Below are 15,063 nucleotides of genomic sequence, written 5' to 3' on the forward strand. Positions count from 1 at the left end.
TGTGAAGCATCGTTAAAATGCAACGGGCCCCCGGTTGTGAGGGCTGGTTGCTGTAGCAACGCTATTTATATCAACTGATCTGCGCGTCCTCGACGCGGTCATCGTCGGCAGAGCGTTCCACCCAACGCCCGATCACAGCTTTGGCGGCCTCTTCATCCAGACTGTCGATGGCGCGGCGCAGATCCTTCATGGCGTTTGCCATTTCGATTTCCGACAGATAGCTTTCCTGAGCGCGCAGGATCTTGTGATGTGGCGTGGTCAGCATGTCAGGAGAGATCAGCAACTCTTCATGCAGCTTTTCGCCCGGACGCAGTCCAGTGATCATAATTTCGATCTCGCCATCCGGATGCGCGGCGTCGCGCACGGTGTGACCGGCCCCTTCGATCATCTGGCGCGCCAGTTTGTGGATCGGCACAGGGTCCCCCATATCGAGCACGAAAACATCGCCACCGCGTGCAAATGACCCGGCGAGCAGGACCAGACGCGCAGCCTCTGCGATGGTCATAAAGTAGCGGGTCACAGACCCGTGCGTCAGCGTCACGGGACCGCCGCGTCCGATCTGTTCTTCGAACAGTGGTATGACAGACCCGGAAGAGCCAAGAACATTGCCAAAGCGCACCATGGAAAAACGCGTATTGGCAGATCGTGTTGCAAGGTCCTGCACCACAAGTTCGGCCAGCCGTTTCGACGCGCCCATGACATTTGTTGGACGCACGGCTTTGTCTGACGACACAAGGATGAACCGCTCCACGCCGACGTCGCGCGCAGCGTCGGCGATGACTTTCGTGCCGATCACGTTGTTGCGCAGGCCTGCGATCGCATTGCATTCCACCAGTGGAAGGTGCTTGTAGGCCGCCGCGTGCAGCACGACGTCGATTTTGTATTTGGTCAAGACCTGACGCACGGTGTCGTCATCGCAAATGCTGCCAAGCACCGGCACAAGTGTGAGATCGCCCGCCAGATCCCGCATTTCCTTTTCGATGTTGTAAAGCGCCAGCTCTGAATGATCCAACAACACGATACAATGCGGACGGCAGGCAGTCAGCTGTCGGCACAGTTCTGACCCAATGGACCCGCCGGCGCCGGTGATCAGAATGCGGCGGTCGGAATAGGCGTGGCTGACGCCCGGCAATTCTGTCTCCAGCCGATTGCGCCCAAGAAGGTCGTCCAGTGAAACCGGCGTCACTTGCTTGCTCATCTCGCCTTGGCCGACCAGCTCGGCAAAGGAGGGCAACGCGTGGACCTCGCAGCCCAGTTCGCGAAGATCCAGGGCGATGCGCGACTGACGCGCCTGTGGCAAGGACGGCATCGCCAAAACCACCCGATCAATGGCCAAACGGGTGATCAGCTCCTTGATTTGGCTTGGTGCGTGGACTTGAAGCCCCGCAACCACATTGGTTTGCAATGTCGGGTTATCGTCCACGAAGACAACCGGCAAGATCGCTTCGTCTGTTCGCAAAGCTGCGACAAGCTGCTGACCTGTGCGTCCCGCGCCATAAACCAGCACGCGCATCCGTCGTTGACCCTTGCGGTAGACGTAATTCAACAAGAATTGTCGCAAAGCGATGCGCCAGCTGGCGCTTGCCACCAGGTAGAACAGCGAGAAAATGAAGAAGACCTCGCCGGGAATGGAGGGCGTGAACAGCATGTTCACAACCGCGCCGATAATCCCCAGTGCTGTGCCGTGCAGCGCTGTTCGGATAATGCCGCGCGTTTCGTAGGCATTCAATTTTATTCGCGGAATGGAAAGGTAGATCGAAACCCCGGTGCCAAGCACTGCCATCGCGCCCATCAAGGGCACCAGGTTCGTCAGAAGCGAAAGCTGTACTTCGGTGGAGCCGTTGAGCAAGAGGGCGGCAAACAATGCCAGCGGAATCATCAGAATGTCGAGAATTACGAAAATGGCTCTCTTCTGAAGGCGTGTTAATGTGGTTGCCAAGTAGTAAAACACCGGTCCAACCCTTCTAAACATTCCACCAGCAGTCATATGCGGTCATGTACCTGTCGCGTTAAAATTGTAAAGCTTATCCGAGGCACAGATGTCAATCCCGCCCGAACTGAGAAACACTGACTCTTCTATGCCCCTGCCGGATTGTTAGACAAGTGTTCATTTGCTGCGGCTGCGAAAACAGGCGATAATCCACCGAGATTGTTGATATTCGTGTCGTTTTGCGCGTCTTCGATCAAATGTCGCCACCCCATGATCCGAAAGAACTTTTCGGAAGTTGCGCGACATTGCCGGCTCATTGCCCGTTTCCATGGTGCCCCAGAGGTGTGATGAATAACGGCGTCTGACAAAAATTGGAGTCGTTCTAGGGTTGAACGCAACGGTGCCGGACAGGTCGGCTGCACGTCAGGCGGGAATTGGGCCTTTCACCCATCTTGCCTGTGCGATATGACCCGGCCGATCCGGACCGGCACTGCCGGTTCGTCGAAAACCGAAAGGAGAGCCTCATGGGCTACAAGATCGTAGTCGTTGGCGCCACCGGGAACGTGGGCCGCGAGATGCTGAACATACTGGAAGAACGCCAGTTCCCTGTTGATGAGATCGCCGTTCTGGCCAGCCGCAGATCGCTGGGCACAGAGGTCAGCTTTGGCGAACGGACGCTCAAGACGCAGGATCTCGATGCCTTTGATTTTGCGGGCTGGGACATGGCGCTGTTCGCTGTCGGTTCCGAAGCGACCCAGAAATATGCGCCGCTCGCTGCCAAGGCAGGCTGCGTCGTGATCGATAACTCGTCACTTTATCGGTATGATCGCGATATTCCGCTGATCGTGCCTGAAGTGAACCCGCAAGCCATCCACGATTACGCCAAGAAGAACATCATCGCCAACCCGAACTGCTCGACCGCGCAGATGGTTGTAGCGCTCAAACCCCTGCATGAGCGCGCGAGGATCAAGCGCGTGGTGGTGTCGACCTATCAGTCGGTGTCGGGCGCGGGCAAGGATGGCATGGACGAGCTTTGGGATCAGACCAAGAGCATCTTCAACCCGGTCGATGACAAGCCAGCCGAGAAGTTCACCAAGCAGATCGCCTTCAACGTGATCCCGCATATCGACGTTTTCCTGGACGACGGGTCCACCAAGGAAGAATGGAAGATGGTTGCTGAGACCAAGAAGATCATTGATCCGTCGATCAAGGTCACGGCAACCTGCGTCCGCGTGCCTGTCTTTGTCGGCCATGCCGAGGCGATCAATATCGAGTTCGAGGACTTCCTTGATGAAGACGAGGCCCGCGATATTCTGCGCGAAGCCCCCGGCATCATGGTGATCGACAAGCGCGAAGACGGCGGCTATGTCACGCCGGTGGAATGTGTTGGTGATTTCGCCACGTTTATCAGCCGTATCCGTCAGGATTCGACCATCGACAACGGCCTGAACCTTTGGTGCGTGTCAGACAACCTGCGCAAGGGTGCGGCATTGAACGCGATACAGATCGCCGAATTGCTGGGCCGTGAGGTTCTCAAGAAGGGCTGAGTCGCCTTCCATCTGTATTGCTATGAGGGCGTCCGTGACCGCGGGCGCCCGTTTTGGTTGTAATTTGTGTCGTTGTGGCCATTAAATTCGTCAAATTTACCACATTTACGTTACGTCTTTGTCAGGAATGCCGACGACTTGTATATTATGAAACTTATTGCGTGTTGTTTAACTATAGCTTGGCAGATTGTGAGTAAGCCTATGTCCCAATTTGAAAGTCATCTTCCCATTCAACCAGATAGCGAGACTGTCTCGCTTTTGCGGTCATTCCTGTGCCCCATTCTCGAGCAGGCGAAAGATTGGCACCACCTGCGCGGCACCCTGACACAGCGGGGCTATTCGCTCGCGTTTCAGGAGGGCCACATGGTCATCGTGGAATCGGACACCAACCGCGTGATGTGTACCGGTCAGCATATCGGCACACCGCTGCGGTCGCTTGTCGAACGGTTTGGTCGGCCGTGCGTTGCGGTGCACCGGGGTGGTACATCGGGCGAACTAAGCGCCTAGACCGGTTGGAAACTACGGTCGGACGGGCAGAGATATTCCAGCCCGCCCTCGCCGATTTCGGTCCATAGCCCGTGCAGGGACAGGCTTCCCTGCTCGACTGCTTCGCGCACGAAGGGAAAGGTCATCAGATTCTCAAGCGAGACGATGACCGCCTCTTTTTCAAGCATTTGCAGACGCAATTCTGCGTTGCTCTCGTCTTTGACCCGGTCATAGCCGGGGCGCAGGATGTCCATCCAGCGTCCGACGAAGCTGGATTTTTCTTCCAGTTCCGGGGCCTCGCCGCTGCACATGCTCATGCAGCCCTGAACCCCGCCGCAATTGGAATGCCCAAGCACGATCAGATGCGCGACCTTCAGCGCGGTCACGGCATATTCGACGGTCGCAGACGTGCCGTGATGATCCCCATCGGGTTCGTAGGGCGGAACAAGGTTGGCGATATTGCGGTGAATGAAGAATTCACCCTGATCCGCGCCGAAAATCGAGGTCACATGCACACGACTGTCACAGCAGGAGATCACCATCGCGCGTGGGCGCTGCCCGTCCGTCGCCAGGCGTTTGTACCAGGCGCGGTTCTCGGTATAGGTCGTTGCCTTCCAGCCCTGGTAGCGCTGTACAAGGTAGCTTGGCAAAGGTTTGGCGTGTTCCATGCCTGTCTCTCCGAGATTATTTCGACGCAGGAATAGTTGCATTTCGTCTCGAATTCGAGAGGAAAATGACTTTCGCCTCAACCTTTTGAGAACGCCTCCAAGGCAAGCTGCGCGTGCCGTGGGGGTTTAAGTTGGAAGGGTGATTTTGTGGAACGGGTGACTTTGCTTGCATATTCCGAGCCAGTTCGGATGGAATCGGAACAATTGGACGGGCTGTATTCGCAGCTTGGTGTTTCGGGGGCCGAAGATGTGGTCTGCCGGGCGATGGAAGAGATTGCGTTGCGGATGAACAAGGCAGTTCGGCAATTTGACGATGGGGAGTTTGAAGATCTGCGCAAGAATGCGCGGTCTCTGGTGTCGATTGCGGACCAGATCGGGCTGAGCGGGCTGTCAAATACCGCAAGGGACGTGACGCACTGCATTGATGATGGCGATCATGTCGCCTTGTCTGCGGTGCTGAACCGGTTTTTGCGGGTGGGAGAGCGATCCATGACCGCAATCTGGGATCTTCGGGATATTTCGATCTGACCCCTTGCAGGCGGGGTGTGCGCAGGTACTTTGTCGCCAAACCGCCGCATCAGGAAAGGTCCGACCCATGAAGCCGAGTTTCGCTGACCATAGCGCCAAGGCGTTGCCCCTTACCTTGTTGGAGCCGGGGGAATTGCCTGTTTGGATCGAGACGCAGGACGCGAGGACCCGCGCCTGGGTGGAGGCCAGCAGCTTTGCCGGAGCGATCGGGCAGGCGCTTGTGATCCCCGGTCCGGACGGCGCGCCGGTGGCGGCCTTGGCCGGGTATGGCACGCAGGCGCAGCGGCAGCGGGGACGGTATGCGCTGGCCGCGTCAGTAGCTGCGCTTGGCAATGCCACCTACCGGATCGTAGCGGGACTGCCCGACGATCACGCCGAGGAAGAAGCGCTGGGATGGTTGCTCGCCGGATATGTTTTCGACCGTTACAAGGCGCAGACCCCCGCCAAGGCACGGCTGATTGCCCCGGACGGTGTCGATGCAAGACGGGTAGAGGTTCTGGCCGCTGCCGAGGCGTTTACCCGCGATCTGATCAACACACCCGCTGCCGATATGGGGCCGGAAGATCTGGAAGCCGCGGCGCGTGGATTGGCCGAGGAGTTCGGCGCGCAGTGCGATGTCACCGTAGGCGAGGCTTTGCTGGAGCAGAACTTTCCAATGATCCACGCCGTTGGTCGCGCGGCGTCGCAAGCGCCCCGGCTGATTGATTTCTCTTGGGGACAAAGCGGCCCACAGTTGGTTCTGGTTGGCAAGGGGGTTTGCTTTGACACCGGGGGGCTGAACCTCAAACCCGGTGCCTCGATGGGGCTGATGAAGAAAGACATGGGCGGGGCTGCGAATGTGCTGGGACTGGCCCGGATGATCATGGCGCTGGATCTGCCCCTGCGGCTGCGGGTGCTGATCCCGGCTGTGGAAAACGCAATCGACGGGAAAGCGTTTCGCCCGCAGGACATCCTGACCAGCCGCAAGGGGCTGACTGTCGAGATCAACAATACCGATGCAGAGGGCCGGCTGGTGCTGGCCGATGCGCTGGCGCTTGCGGATGAGGGCGCGCCTGAACTGATTATCAGCATGGCGACGCTGACCGGGGCTGCCCGAGTGGCGGTGGGGCCGGATCTGGCGCCGTTTTATTCAACCCGGCCGGGACTTGCGAATGCCTTGCGAACCTCTGGCAAGACGACTGCGGATCCGGTTTGGGAACTGCCATTCTGGGACGCCTATGAGCCGATGATCGAACCGGGCATCGCCGATCTGGACAATGCGCCATCTGGCGGGCAGGCAGGGTCGATTACCGCCGCCCTGTTCCTGCGCCGCTTTGTCGACGCCGCGCCTTACGTTCATTTTGACATTTACGGCTGGAACCCCAGTGCCGCGCCTGCCCGGCCCAAAGGCGGTGCCATGCAGGGCGCGCGCGCCATTCTGGATGCGCTGCCGGAAATGCTGGACCTATGACAGACCGCCGCCGCCTGATGTGCAACGCTCGCGTGGCGCATGTGTCGCTGCAAGGGCAGGTTACGGCAGAACGCTTTACCGAGGGCGAGTGGCGTCAGGTCTGCATCCCCCGACTGGATTTGCTGAGCGCGGCCGACGGGGGGCGCGACAGACAGGTATTGCTGGGCGAGGCGGTTCTTGTGTTGGAGGAGCTTGACGGCATGGCCTTCGTCAGCCTGCAACGGGACGGGCATGTCGGATATGTCGCAAGCAGCGCGCTGGCAGCGCCCCCGTGGACGCCCACGCATTACGTCAGCGCGGCGCGCAGCCATGCCAAGGCGACCCCCGATTTCAAGGCGTTCGAACCGATCATGGATATTTCGTTCGGCAGCTTGCTGAGCGTCACCGGACAAGACGGACGTTGGTCGGAAATCGCCTTGCGCGGCCCGAACTATCCGGAGGGTCGGCGCGTCTTTGTGCCAACCGCGCATCTTCAGCCCGTCGATATGCTTCCCGACGACCCGGTTGGCGTGGCCGAACTGTTTCTGGGCACGCCCTATCTGTGGGGCGGCAATTCCGCTTTCGGGATAGATTGTTCCGGACTTGTGCAGATGAGCCTTTTGGCTTGCGGCATCGCCTGCCCCGGTGACAGCGACATGCAGGCGGCGGAACTGGGCGAAGGTGAAGCCTATGACAGTTACCGGCGTGGGGATCTGTTGTTCTGGAAAGGGCATGTCGCCTGGGTGGCTGATCCTCAGACGATCCTGCATGCAAATGCGCATCACATGGCCGTGGCATTCGAGCCACTGACCGATGCGATTGCCCGTATCGAAGCACAGGGCGAGGGGCCGGTCACCCGGCACGCCAGGCTTTCTCAGAACATCTGACAGCGGCATTCGCCTGCATCGTGGGCGGATCGGTCGCGGTCAGTCTACCGAACGAATGAGCTTACGCTCCAGCACCCGCAGCACGGCGCGCAGGTCGTGGCCCCGCTTCAGGATCTGCCCGTCCATGCCGATCACCGCATACTGGCCCTGTCGATTGCGCAGTTTCGGGCGTTTCTCGATCCGGTATAGCGGGTGTTCCGCGGTGCGGCGAAAGACCGAAAAAACCGCCACGTCACGAAGGCTGGAAATGCCGTAGTCGCGCCATTCTCCGGCGGCGACCATGCGGCCGTAAAGCGACAGGATCACCCCCAGCTCCGTGCGGTGAAAGGATATCTGAGCCGAGGCCTGATTGCCCGGAAATGGCGTGAGACTGTTCATGCCCCGACAGTTGCCCTGCGCGCCCGGCAAAGCAAGCGTTTTGAGCACGGATTTGACCACCCTTCAGAAAACAATGCCGTAATCCAGCGGTATCGGCTTCGCCGATGCTCGATTCCTGATTGGCGCTGCGTGGCAACTGGACCAACCGGACCCAAGCGCAGTGTGTTTGGCCGCCCATGAATGGTCTGACGGCATCCACCCCAAGGCGCGTTGCAACCAAGGCCATGATCGCACAATGTGGGGGACAGGCCGTCGAAACGGGGCTGACAAAGGATACCGCTCGGACGGCCTGTTGGCGGGGGCAGGTGGCTTGATCCAGTCGCGGACCGGCGCGCCGGATGCATTTGCGAGGAGGCGGGATGGTCAAGTCCTGGTTGCGAGATCTGTACGAAGGCGAGAGTGATCGCGCCCATACCTTCCGTTATGCCCTGTTGGCGTTCGATCTTTTTACAGTCGCCTATGTGATAACAACGTCTTTTGGCGACCATGGCGGGGTGGTCGAGGTCATCGACACGGTCTTTGGGGTCGTCTTCCTGGCGGATTTCATCGCCAGACTGACGCTGGCAGACCGGCGTTTGAAATTTCTGATTCTGCCCGTGACCTTGGCGGATATTGTGGCGATTGTCTCTTTTCTGGCCCCGCTTGCCGGAGAAGGCCTTGGCTTCCTTCGTATCCTGCGTACCTTGCGGCTGTTGCACACTTACCAATTGCTCAGACGGCTCCGGCAGGATTTTCGTCTGTTTCGGCAGAACGAAGAGCTTCTGGTCGCGGCGATAAATCTGGGGGTATTCCTGTTCGTGATGACGGGTCTGGTCTATGCCACGCAATATCGAAGCAATTCGCAGATCGGAAATTATGCCGATGCGATGTATTTCACCGTGACGGCGCTGACCACGACCGGGTTCGGGGATATTACTCTGAACGGGACGTGGGGGCGGCTGATCTCGGTCGTGGTGATGATCTGCGGCGTTACATTGTTCCTGCGGCTTGCCCAAGTCCTGTTTCGGCCCAGAAAGGTGCGCCAGCCCTGCAAGGTTTGCGGGCTGTTGCTGCATGATGCGGATGCGGTGCATTGCAAACATTGCGGCGAACCGGTGCGGATAGAGACCGAAGGTATGAAATGAGCGATCTTGTTTTTCGGGTGGCCGAACCTGCCGATGCAGGCGTGCTTTGGGCAATGCTGAAACCAGTGTTCCGGGCGGGCGATACCTATGCGATCGACCCGCAGATCTCGCGCCGGGATGCACTGGCCTATTGGACGGGCATTGGGCGCGAAGCATGGATCGTCGAGGAAGACGGCGTGCCACTGGGCAGCTACTATCTGAAAGCCAACCAGCAGGGCGGTGGCGCGCATGTCTGCAATTGCGGTTTCGTCACGTCACGCGAGGCACAGGGCCGCGGCGTGGCGCGTAGGATGCTGGAACATGCGCTGGACCGGGCCGCTACGGTGGGTTTTGCCGCGATGCAGTTCAACTTTGTCGTGGCCAGCAACACCCGCGCCATCGACATCTGGCAGCGCGCGGGGTTCGCCGTGGTGGGCCGGTTGCCGGGGGCTTTTCGCCATCCGGATGACGGGTTTGTCGATGCGCTGGTGATGTACCGTCATCTGTGACAGGCTAGGGGCAAATTAGCGTTTCCCATTCACAAGGAGCCCTCCGTGGCAGACAAGGCCCAAACCCCGCTTCTTGCGGTGCTGATCGACGGCGACAACACGTCCCCGAAACATGCCAAGGCGATCTTTGAAGAGATCGCAGCGCTGGGGGAGGCAAGTGTGCGGCGCTGCTATGGTGATTTTTCCAGCCCGCAAATGAATGGCTGGTCCAAGGTCCAGTCGGAATTCGGCATGGTGCCGCATCACCAGCCCGCCAATACCGTCGGCAAGAATGCCAGCGACATCGCGCTGGTTATTGACGCGATGGACCTGCTGCATTCAGGCCGGTTCGACGGGTTTGTGCTGGTGTCCTCGGACAGCGATTTTACCCGGCTGGCCAGCCGTATCCGCGAACAGGGGCTGGATGTGTTCGGGATTGGTCAGGCCAAGACGCCCGAAGCGTTTCGCAAGGCCTGCAAAAGGTTCATCTTTGTCGAGAACCTTGGCGGCAACGAGGCGCGCGCTGAAAATGCGCCGCGCGCAAGTTCCGGCAAGTTGGACGAGGCGCGCCGTCTGATCGCAACAGCGATGGATTCGATTGAGCAGGAGGATGATTGGTACACGCTGGGTCAGCTTGGGCAGTTCATCGTCGCCTCCAATCCCGATTTTGACACCCGAACATATGGCAAACGCAAACTCAGCGACCTTGTGGCCGATCTGAAAGTGTTCGAGACCAAGCGCGGGGCGGGCAATCAGATCATGGTGCGGCGACTGGACTAGCGCAGCGGGTGCAAAAGCGGCGCTGTTTCAGGTGCCGTAGCGCGCCATGAACGTGTCCACGGCCCCGGTGATTACCCGGTCAATATCCGCATCCGAATGTTCCTGCGCGATGCCAAACACAAGCTGTGTCCACAGATCGGCCTTGCAAAGCTCTGCAAACTGACTGGCGGCGAGGTCCAGGTCGTCAATCCGCAATTCGCCGCGTGCGATGGCTTGACGAAAATAATCGGTAATCATGCGCTGCATCGTCATGGGGCCGGATTCGTAGAATGCGTGGGCCAGATCGGGAAACCGGTCGCCTTCCGCCACGCAAAGCCGAAAGATCTGCTGACCGAATTTTGACGTGATGAAGCGCAGGAAGGTGCGCCCGACCCGGTCCAGAACAAGCTGCGGTGGCCCGGACATGTCGATGTCCTGGGGGGCCTGATCCGATTGCCGACAGCATTCGGTCGTGGCCACCTCCATGAACAGCAGCCGTTTGTCCGGGAAATAGCTGTAAAGCGTCGCCTTCGACACCCCGGCCGCACGGGCGATGTCGTCGACGCTTGCGCCTTCGAACCCGTCAGCCATGAAAACCGTGCGCGCACCTTCGAGCACTTGATCGAATTTCCGACCCTTGCGGATCGAAGTTTGCGTATTCATTCCCAATCTCCCGTGATCGTCTGGACTATAGACCGGACAGTTCAGTTCAGGCAAGAGACGGCGTCACTTGCACACTGCGTCAAACGTCGTCAGACACCCTGTCGGCACCGGGTGCGTCGGGCTTGTCGTCTTGGGGCAAAGCCGCCACTGGTGGATCGACGGGCACCCGCGATGCCTGCGCGACAACCGGCAATGTCAGACGCCCTGTCAGCAGAAATGTCGCGCGGATCATCGGAACGGCCTTTCAGGTCTGTCATCTAAACAAGGTGGTTCAGCTCACAAGAAGTGTGGCAAACGGTTTCGTTTGCGTTTTGGGCTTGCGGCCTTCTGAGAAGAAGTTACATTAGAACCATTCTAAGCGGAGTCAGTGATGCGGTATTTCACTCAGAGGCGACATTTCAAAGACCTGAGCGAGCAGGAAGTGCTGGCGCTTGCCATTTCGTCGGAAGAGGATGATGCGCGGATTTATCGAAGCTATGCAGAGCGGCTGCGCGCGGATTTTCCGGATTCGGCCAAGGTCTTCGACGGTATGGCCGTCGAGGAGGACGGCCATCGCGCGTCTTTGATTGCGTTGCATCGGAAACGGTTTGGCGACGTCATTCCCTTGATCCGTCGCGAACATGTCGCGGGTTATTACGCGCGCCGTCCGGTCTGGCTGATCGAGAACCTTGGCCTGGACCGGATCCGTGATGAAGCCGCCGCGATGGAAGCAGACGCGGAACAATTCTACCTTACCGCCGCAAAGCGCAGCACCGATGCCGAGACCCGCAAGTTGCTGGGCGATCTTGCCGCGGCCGAAGCCGGACACCAGCACGCGGCCGATCGGCTGGTGGAACAACATCTGAATGATGATGCCCGCGCCGAAGAGGATCGTGGCGCGCATCGAAAATTCATTCTGACCTGGGTGCAGCCGGGCCTTGCGGGGCTGATGGATGGCTCTGTCTCGACGCTTGCGCCGATCTTCGCGGTTGCCTTTGCGACCCATGACACCTGGACCACGTTCCTTGTCGGGCTTGCGGCGTCTGTGGGGGCAGGGATCTCGATGGGCTTTACCGAAGCGGCCTCGGACGATGGAGAATTGTCGGGGCGCGGATCACCGATAAAACGCGGCGTGGCGTCAGGGGTGATGACAACGCTGGGCGGCTTGGGCCACGCGTTGCCCTATCTCATTCCTTCCTTCTGGACCGCGACGACCATCGCCATCATCATCGTTTTTGTAGAGCTTTGGGCCATCGCCTGGATCCAGAACCGCTATATGCAAACGCCGTTCTTTCGCGCTGCATTTCAGGTGGTGCTGGGCGGGGCGTTGGTGTTTGCCGCCGGTGTGCTGATCGGCAGCGGCTAAGGCGCGTCATCGTCCGATTTCCGGCCAACCGCCGGATTTGTACCGACCCCAAAGGTGCCGGGCGCAAGGCGCAGGGTGTCGCGCCCCGCGCCAATCACCGATTGACGGCGCCGGGGAGCGTGCTACCAAATCCAAATGGTCGAGATCTTCTTCAGAACGCTCCCTTTCTTTGCACTGATTGCATTGGGTTATGGTGCCGGCCGGATGAAGTTTTTTTCCGCCGAGGCGACAGCGTATCTGACAAAGTTTGTTTTCTACTTTGCCCTGTCGGCGATGCTGTTCCGGTTTTCGGCCAATCTATCATTGGCCGAGATCTACGACGCGCGGCTTGCGGCGGCCTATCTTTGGGGCACGGCCTTTGTCTATGGCATCGCCTCCGTCGTGGGGTTCCTGCGCGGGCAGGACGTTCAGACAACTGCGGTAGAGGCACAATGCGCATGCATCGGAAATACCGGGTTTCTGGGCGTGCCGATGTTGGCTGTGTTGCTGGGCCAGGACGCGGTCGGCCCGATCATCCTGGTGTTGTCGATTGACCTGATCGTGTTCTCCTCCCTGATCGTGATCCTGATAACCGGGTCGCGCGATGGGCGGATGTCGTTGGGCATCTTGCGGACCGTCGGGCTGGGATTGCTGAAAAACCCGATGATCGTGTCGATGGTTCTGGGGCTGGGATGGTCCTCTACCGGCGTCGCGCTGCCCGCACCCGTCAACGATTTCCTGACTATTCTGGGGGCGGCCGCGACGCCGGGTGCCCTGTTTGCGATCGGCGCTTCACTGGCCACGAAATCTGCTGAAAGGCTGAGCATCGCGGTCTGGATCAGCTTCTGCAAACTGATCCTGCATCCGGCCTTTGTGGCCATTGGCGCGCTGTTTCTGTTCCCGGTGGAGCCGTATAAAGCTGCCGTCGTGATCAGTGCCGCGTCGCTGCCGGTGGCGGGCAATGTCTTTATCCTTGCGCAGCATTACGGGGTGGCACCGCAGCGCGTATCCGCCGCGATCCTGATATCGACGGCGGCGAGCATCCTGACAGTCTCGGCCGTGATTGCCTGGGTGACGGTGGCCTGATGGTGCTTGCCCTTGCGGTGCGATCCGGTCTAGCCCTTGGTGATATTGGACAACTGGAAGGCTGCCGTGGAACTCGGTCCAAATTATAGATGGTGCGCGCGTGACGGTCTACGTTGATGCAGATGCCTGCCCGGTCAAGGCCGAGGCGGAACAAGTCGCCAGCCGTCACCGCGTTGCGATGAAGCTGGTCTGCAACGGTGGTCTGCGCCCGCCCGCCAATCCGCTGGTCGAACTCGTCGTGGTCCCCGAAGGCCCCGATATTGCAGATATGTGGATCGCCGACCGGGCGGGCAAAGGTGATGTGGTGGTGACGGGCGACATACCACTGGCCGCCAAATGTGTGGCCAACGGCGCGCGTGTATTGCGCCATAATGGCGATGCGCTGACCGAGGCAAATATCGGCGCACAGCTTGCCATGCGCGATTTGATGACGGATCTCAGAGCCGCCGATCCGTTCCGGCAGGGTGGCGGCAAAGGGTTCAGCAAGGCCGACCGGTCCCGCTTTCTGAATGCGCTGGAGCGGGAGCTGCGCGCCGTCAAATCCTGACCCTGAGATCACAAGCCAACGCTCAGAGGGTTTGCAAATGCCTTGGCGGCGCGCGCCGCCCGCCCCGGCCCTGAGCCGGGGCCTCTGCGCCGACGCAGCCCTCTGACATTTAAAGCATCTACACATCCGTGCGCAGGCGCGCTATGCCGAACCATGGCCAGTGTGAGCACGATATACGAACGCCGCGTCGCGGATGGTGAGCTGACAGAGGATGCCTCTCAGCGCTCTGTCCTTGCGGAATTTGAACGCATTCAGAACAGACTTGAGAATGCGCCGAAGCGCGGGTTGTTCCGGCGGGCACCTGAGCCGCCAAAGGGTCTTTATCTTTGGGGGGGCGTCGGGCGTGGCAAATCGATGCTCATGGACCTGTTTGTCGAGGCGCTGGACGATATTCCCGTTCGGCGGGTGCATTTTCACGCTTTCATGCAGGAAATTCACACGGCACTGCACAAGGCTCGTCAAGACGGTGTCGAAGACGCACTAAAGCCCGTTGCACAATCCGTGGCCGACAGCGTCAAAGTGCTGGCTTTTGACGAAATGCAGATCACCGATATTACCGATGCGATGCTGGTTGGCCGGCTGTTCGAAATGCTGTTTCAGGCCGGCGTCGTGGTCGTGACGACATCAAACCGGGTGCCGAATGACCTTTACAAGGATGGCTTGAACCGCCAGCTTTTCCTGCCGTTCATAAAGCTCTTGAATGACCGGATGGTGGTGCATGAATTGCGCTCGGACACGGATTACCGGCAGGATCGGTTGAGCGGATCAAAAGTGTACTTCACCCCACCGGATGCGGCCGCGAGGCAAGAGATTGAAACAATCTGGCAGGATCTGACAGGTGGTCGCTCTGAAGAGCTGGAGATTGTTGTCAAAGGCCGCCGGATCGAATTGCCACGGTATCACAACGGTGTCGCGAGGGTTTCGTTCTACCAGCTTTGCGGACATATGCTGGGTCCGGCGGATTATCTGGCGATTGCCGACGCGGTGCGGGTCCTGATTGTCGAGGATATTCCGCGTCTTTCACGACAGAATTTCAACGAGGCGAAACGCTTCGTCACCCTGATAGATGCGCTTTACGAGGCAAAAGTGCGCTTGATTGCCAGCGCCGCCGCAGAGCCGGAAATGCTGTATGTCGAAGGTGAGGGCACTTTCGAGTTCGAGCGCACGGCAAGCCGGTTGCGCGAAATGCAATCCGACGGCTGGGGGCAGGCCGGTTGATTTCAGCCGCCGCCTGAACCCT

17 protein-coding genes are annotated in these 15,063 nt (G+C 59.3%); 12 read left to right on the forward strand and 5 right to left on the reverse strand.

The genetic code is table 11. From position 1 onward, the window contains the following. Positions 1-70: 70 nt before the first annotated feature. Positions 71-1,879 (reverse strand): polysaccharide biosynthesis protein, encoded by a 1,809-nt coding sequence (locus tag DMZ65_RS05425; RefSeq protein WP_332871563.1) that lies wholly within the window; start codon positions 1,877-1,879, stop codon positions 71-73. A 575-nt stretch (positions 1,880-2,454) separates the two neighbouring features. Between DMZ65_RS05425 and DMZ65_RS05430 the strand changes: the two genes are divergently transcribed. Further along, the gene (locus tag DMZ65_RS05430; RefSeq protein ID WP_116598140.1) at positions 2,455-3,477 is read left to right on the forward strand and encodes an aspartate-semialdehyde dehydrogenase; all 1,023 of its coding nucleotides are present in this window, start codon (positions 2,455-2,457) and stop codon (positions 3,475-3,477) included. 201 nt (positions 3,478-3,678) lie between these two features. Then, complete coding sequence (locus DMZ65_RS05435) at positions 3,679-3,984, forward strand: hypothetical protein (RefSeq protein ID WP_116597885.1); 306 nt, start codon at positions 3,679-3,681, stop codon at positions 3,982-3,984. On the opposite strand, the gene DMZ65_RS05440 is transcribed toward DMZ65_RS05435, so the two are convergent. Beyond that, positions 3,981-4,631, reverse strand: coding sequence for a carbonic anhydrase (locus DMZ65_RS05440; RefSeq protein ID WP_084350563.1), 651 nt, complete (start codon positions 4,629-4,631; stop codon positions 3,981-3,983). The genes DMZ65_RS05435 and DMZ65_RS05440 overlap by 4 nt on opposite strands. A gap of 189 nt (positions 4,632-4,820) precedes the next feature. Here DMZ65_RS05440 and DMZ65_RS05445 point away from each other — a divergent pair, with 189 nt between their 5' ends. The 3 genes from DMZ65_RS05445 (at position 4,821) to DMZ65_RS05455 (ending at position 7,475) form a co-directional block, all read left to right on the forward strand. Next, positions 4,821-5,159, forward strand: a complete 339-nt coding sequence (locus DMZ65_RS05445) for a hypothetical protein (RefSeq protein ID WP_116597886.1) — start codon at positions 4,821-4,823, stop codon at positions 5,157-5,159. Positions 5,160-5,226: 67 nt separating this feature from the next. Further along, on the forward strand, positions 5,227-6,609 hold the full coding sequence (locus DMZ65_RS05450) for a leucyl aminopeptidase family protein (protein ID WP_116597887.1): 1,383 nt from the start codon (positions 5,227-5,229) through the stop codon (positions 6,607-6,609). Continuing rightward, positions 6,606-7,475 (forward strand): C40 family peptidase, encoded by an 870-nt coding sequence (locus DMZ65_RS05455; RefSeq protein ID WP_116597888.1) that lies wholly within the window; start codon positions 6,606-6,608, stop codon positions 7,473-7,475. The genes DMZ65_RS05450 and DMZ65_RS05455 overlap by 4 nt, the downstream gene beginning before the upstream one ends. A 39-nt stretch (positions 7,476-7,514) precedes the next feature. On the opposite strand, the gene DMZ65_RS05460 is transcribed toward DMZ65_RS05455, so the two are convergent. Continuing rightward, positions 7,515-7,853 carry a DUF2794 domain-containing protein gene (locus DMZ65_RS05460; RefSeq protein WP_116598141.1) on the reverse strand — a complete coding sequence of 113 codons (339 nt, stop codon included), beginning with the start codon at positions 7,851-7,853 and terminating at the stop codon, positions 7,515-7,517. A 359-nt stretch (positions 7,854-8,212) separates the two neighbouring features. On the opposite strand from DMZ65_RS05460, the gene DMZ65_RS05465 reads away from it, so the two are divergent. Genes DMZ65_RS05465 through DMZ65_RS05475 form a run of 3 tightly spaced genes read left to right on the forward strand, consistent with a single transcriptional unit; the run spans position 8,213 to position 10,224 of the window. Beyond that, positions 8,213-8,977, forward strand: a complete 765-nt coding sequence (locus DMZ65_RS05465; RefSeq protein ID WP_116597889.1) for a potassium channel family protein — start codon at positions 8,213-8,215, stop codon at positions 8,975-8,977. Next, entirely contained in the window at positions 8,974-9,465 is a 492-nt protein-coding gene (locus DMZ65_RS05470; protein ID WP_116597890.1) for a GNAT family N-acetyltransferase, read from the forward strand. The genes DMZ65_RS05465 and DMZ65_RS05470 overlap by 4 nt, the downstream gene beginning before the upstream one ends. Before the next feature lie 45 nt (positions 9,466-9,510). After that, positions 9,511-10,224 carry an NYN domain-containing protein gene (locus DMZ65_RS05475; RefSeq protein WP_116597891.1) on the forward strand — a complete coding sequence of 238 codons (714 nt, stop codon included), beginning with the start codon at positions 9,511-9,513 and terminating at the stop codon, positions 10,222-10,224. Positions 10,225-10,251: 27 nt separating this feature from the next. On the opposite strand, the gene DMZ65_RS05480 is transcribed toward DMZ65_RS05475, so the two are convergent. After that, positions 10,252-10,866, reverse strand: coding sequence for a TetR/AcrR family transcriptional regulator (locus tag DMZ65_RS05480; protein ID WP_116597892.1), 615 nt, complete (start codon positions 10,864-10,866; stop codon positions 10,252-10,254). 79 nt (positions 10,867-10,945) lie between these two features. After that, complete coding sequence (locus tag DMZ65_RS19420; RefSeq protein WP_157960566.1) at positions 10,946-11,098, reverse strand: hypothetical protein; 153 nt, start codon at positions 11,096-11,098, stop codon at positions 10,946-10,948. Between the two features lie 138 nt (positions 11,099-11,236). Here DMZ65_RS19420 and mbfA point away from each other — a divergent pair, with 138 nt between their 5' ends. The 4 genes from mbfA (at position 11,237) to zapE (ending at position 15,041) form a co-directional block, all read left to right on the forward strand. Further along, the gene (mbfA, locus tag DMZ65_RS05485; protein WP_116597893.1) at positions 11,237-12,211 is read left to right on the forward strand and encodes an iron exporter MbfA; all 975 of its coding nucleotides are present in this window, start codon (positions 11,237-11,239) and stop codon (positions 12,209-12,211) included. Between the two features lie 135 nt (positions 12,212-12,346). Then, positions 12,347-13,276 (forward strand): AEC family transporter, encoded by a 930-nt coding sequence (locus tag DMZ65_RS05490; protein WP_116597894.1) that lies wholly within the window; start codon positions 12,347-12,349, stop codon positions 13,274-13,276. A 100-nt stretch (positions 13,277-13,376) separates the two neighbouring features. Beyond that, positions 13,377-13,823, forward strand: coding sequence for a YaiI/YqxD family protein (locus tag DMZ65_RS05495; protein WP_116597895.1), 447 nt, complete (start codon positions 13,377-13,379; stop codon positions 13,821-13,823). Between the two features lie 153 nt (positions 13,824-13,976). Then, the gene (gene zapE, locus DMZ65_RS05500; RefSeq protein ID WP_116597896.1) at positions 13,977-15,041 is read left to right on the forward strand and encodes a cell division protein ZapE; all 1,065 of its coding nucleotides are present in this window, start codon (positions 13,977-13,979) and stop codon (positions 15,039-15,041) included. The last annotated feature ends 22 nt before the right edge of the window (positions 15,042-15,063 follow it).

The sequence above is a fragment of the Primorskyibacter marinus genome, assembly GCF_003313245.1.
GTDB lineage: Bacteria > Pseudomonadota > Alphaproteobacteria > Rhodobacterales > Rhodobacteraceae > Primorskyibacter > Primorskyibacter marinus.

Coding starts and splice junctions, on each gene's coding strand:
- DMZ65_RS05425 (WP_332871563.1), bottom strand. CDS start 1,879: ATGATTCCGCTGGCATTGTTTGCCGCCCTCTTGCTCAACGGCTCCACC.
- DMZ65_RS05430 (WP_116598140.1), top strand. CDS start 2,455: ATGGGCTACAAGATCGTAGTCGTTGGCGCCACCGGGAACGTGGGCCGC.
- DMZ65_RS05435 (WP_116597885.1), top strand. CDS start 3,679: ATGTCCCAATTTGAAAGTCATCTTCCCATTCAACCAGATAGCGAGACT.
- DMZ65_RS05440 (WP_084350563.1), bottom strand. CDS start 4,631: ATGGAACACGCCAAACCTTTGCCAAGCTACCTTGTACAGCGCTACCAG.
- DMZ65_RS05445 (WP_116597886.1), top strand. CDS start 4,821: ATGGAATCGGAACAATTGGACGGGCTGTATTCGCAGCTTGGTGTTTCG.
- DMZ65_RS05450 (WP_116597887.1), top strand. CDS start 5,227: ATGAAGCCGAGTTTCGCTGACCATAGCGCCAAGGCGTTGCCCCTTACC.
- DMZ65_RS05455 (WP_116597888.1), top strand. CDS start 6,606: ATGACAGACCGCCGCCGCCTGATGTGCAACGCTCGCGTGGCGCATGTG.
- DMZ65_RS05460 (WP_116598141.1), bottom strand. CDS start 7,853: ATGAACAGTCTCACGCCATTTCCGGGCAATCAGGCCTCGGCTCAGATA.
- DMZ65_RS05465 (WP_116597889.1), top strand. CDS start 8,213: ATGGTCAAGTCCTGGTTGCGAGATCTGTACGAAGGCGAGAGTGATCGC.
- DMZ65_RS05470 (WP_116597890.1), top strand. CDS start 8,974: ATGAGCGATCTTGTTTTTCGGGTGGCCGAACCTGCCGATGCAGGCGTG.
- DMZ65_RS05480 (WP_116597892.1), bottom strand. CDS start 10,866: ATGAATACGCAAACTTCGATCCGCAAGGGTCGGAAATTCGATCAAGTG.
- DMZ65_RS19420 (WP_157960566.1), bottom strand. CDS start 11,098: ATGATCCGCGCGACATTTCTGCTGACAGGGCGTCTGACATTGCCGGTT.
- mbfA (WP_116597893.1), top strand. CDS start 11,237: ATGCGGTATTTCACTCAGAGGCGACATTTCAAAGACCTGAGCGAGCAG.
- DMZ65_RS05490 (WP_116597894.1), top strand. CDS start 12,347: ATGGTCGAGATCTTCTTCAGAACGCTCCCTTTCTTTGCACTGATTGCA.
- zapE (WP_116597896.1), top strand. CDS start 13,977: ATGGCCAGTGTGAGCACGATATACGAACGCCGCGTCGCGGATGGTGAG.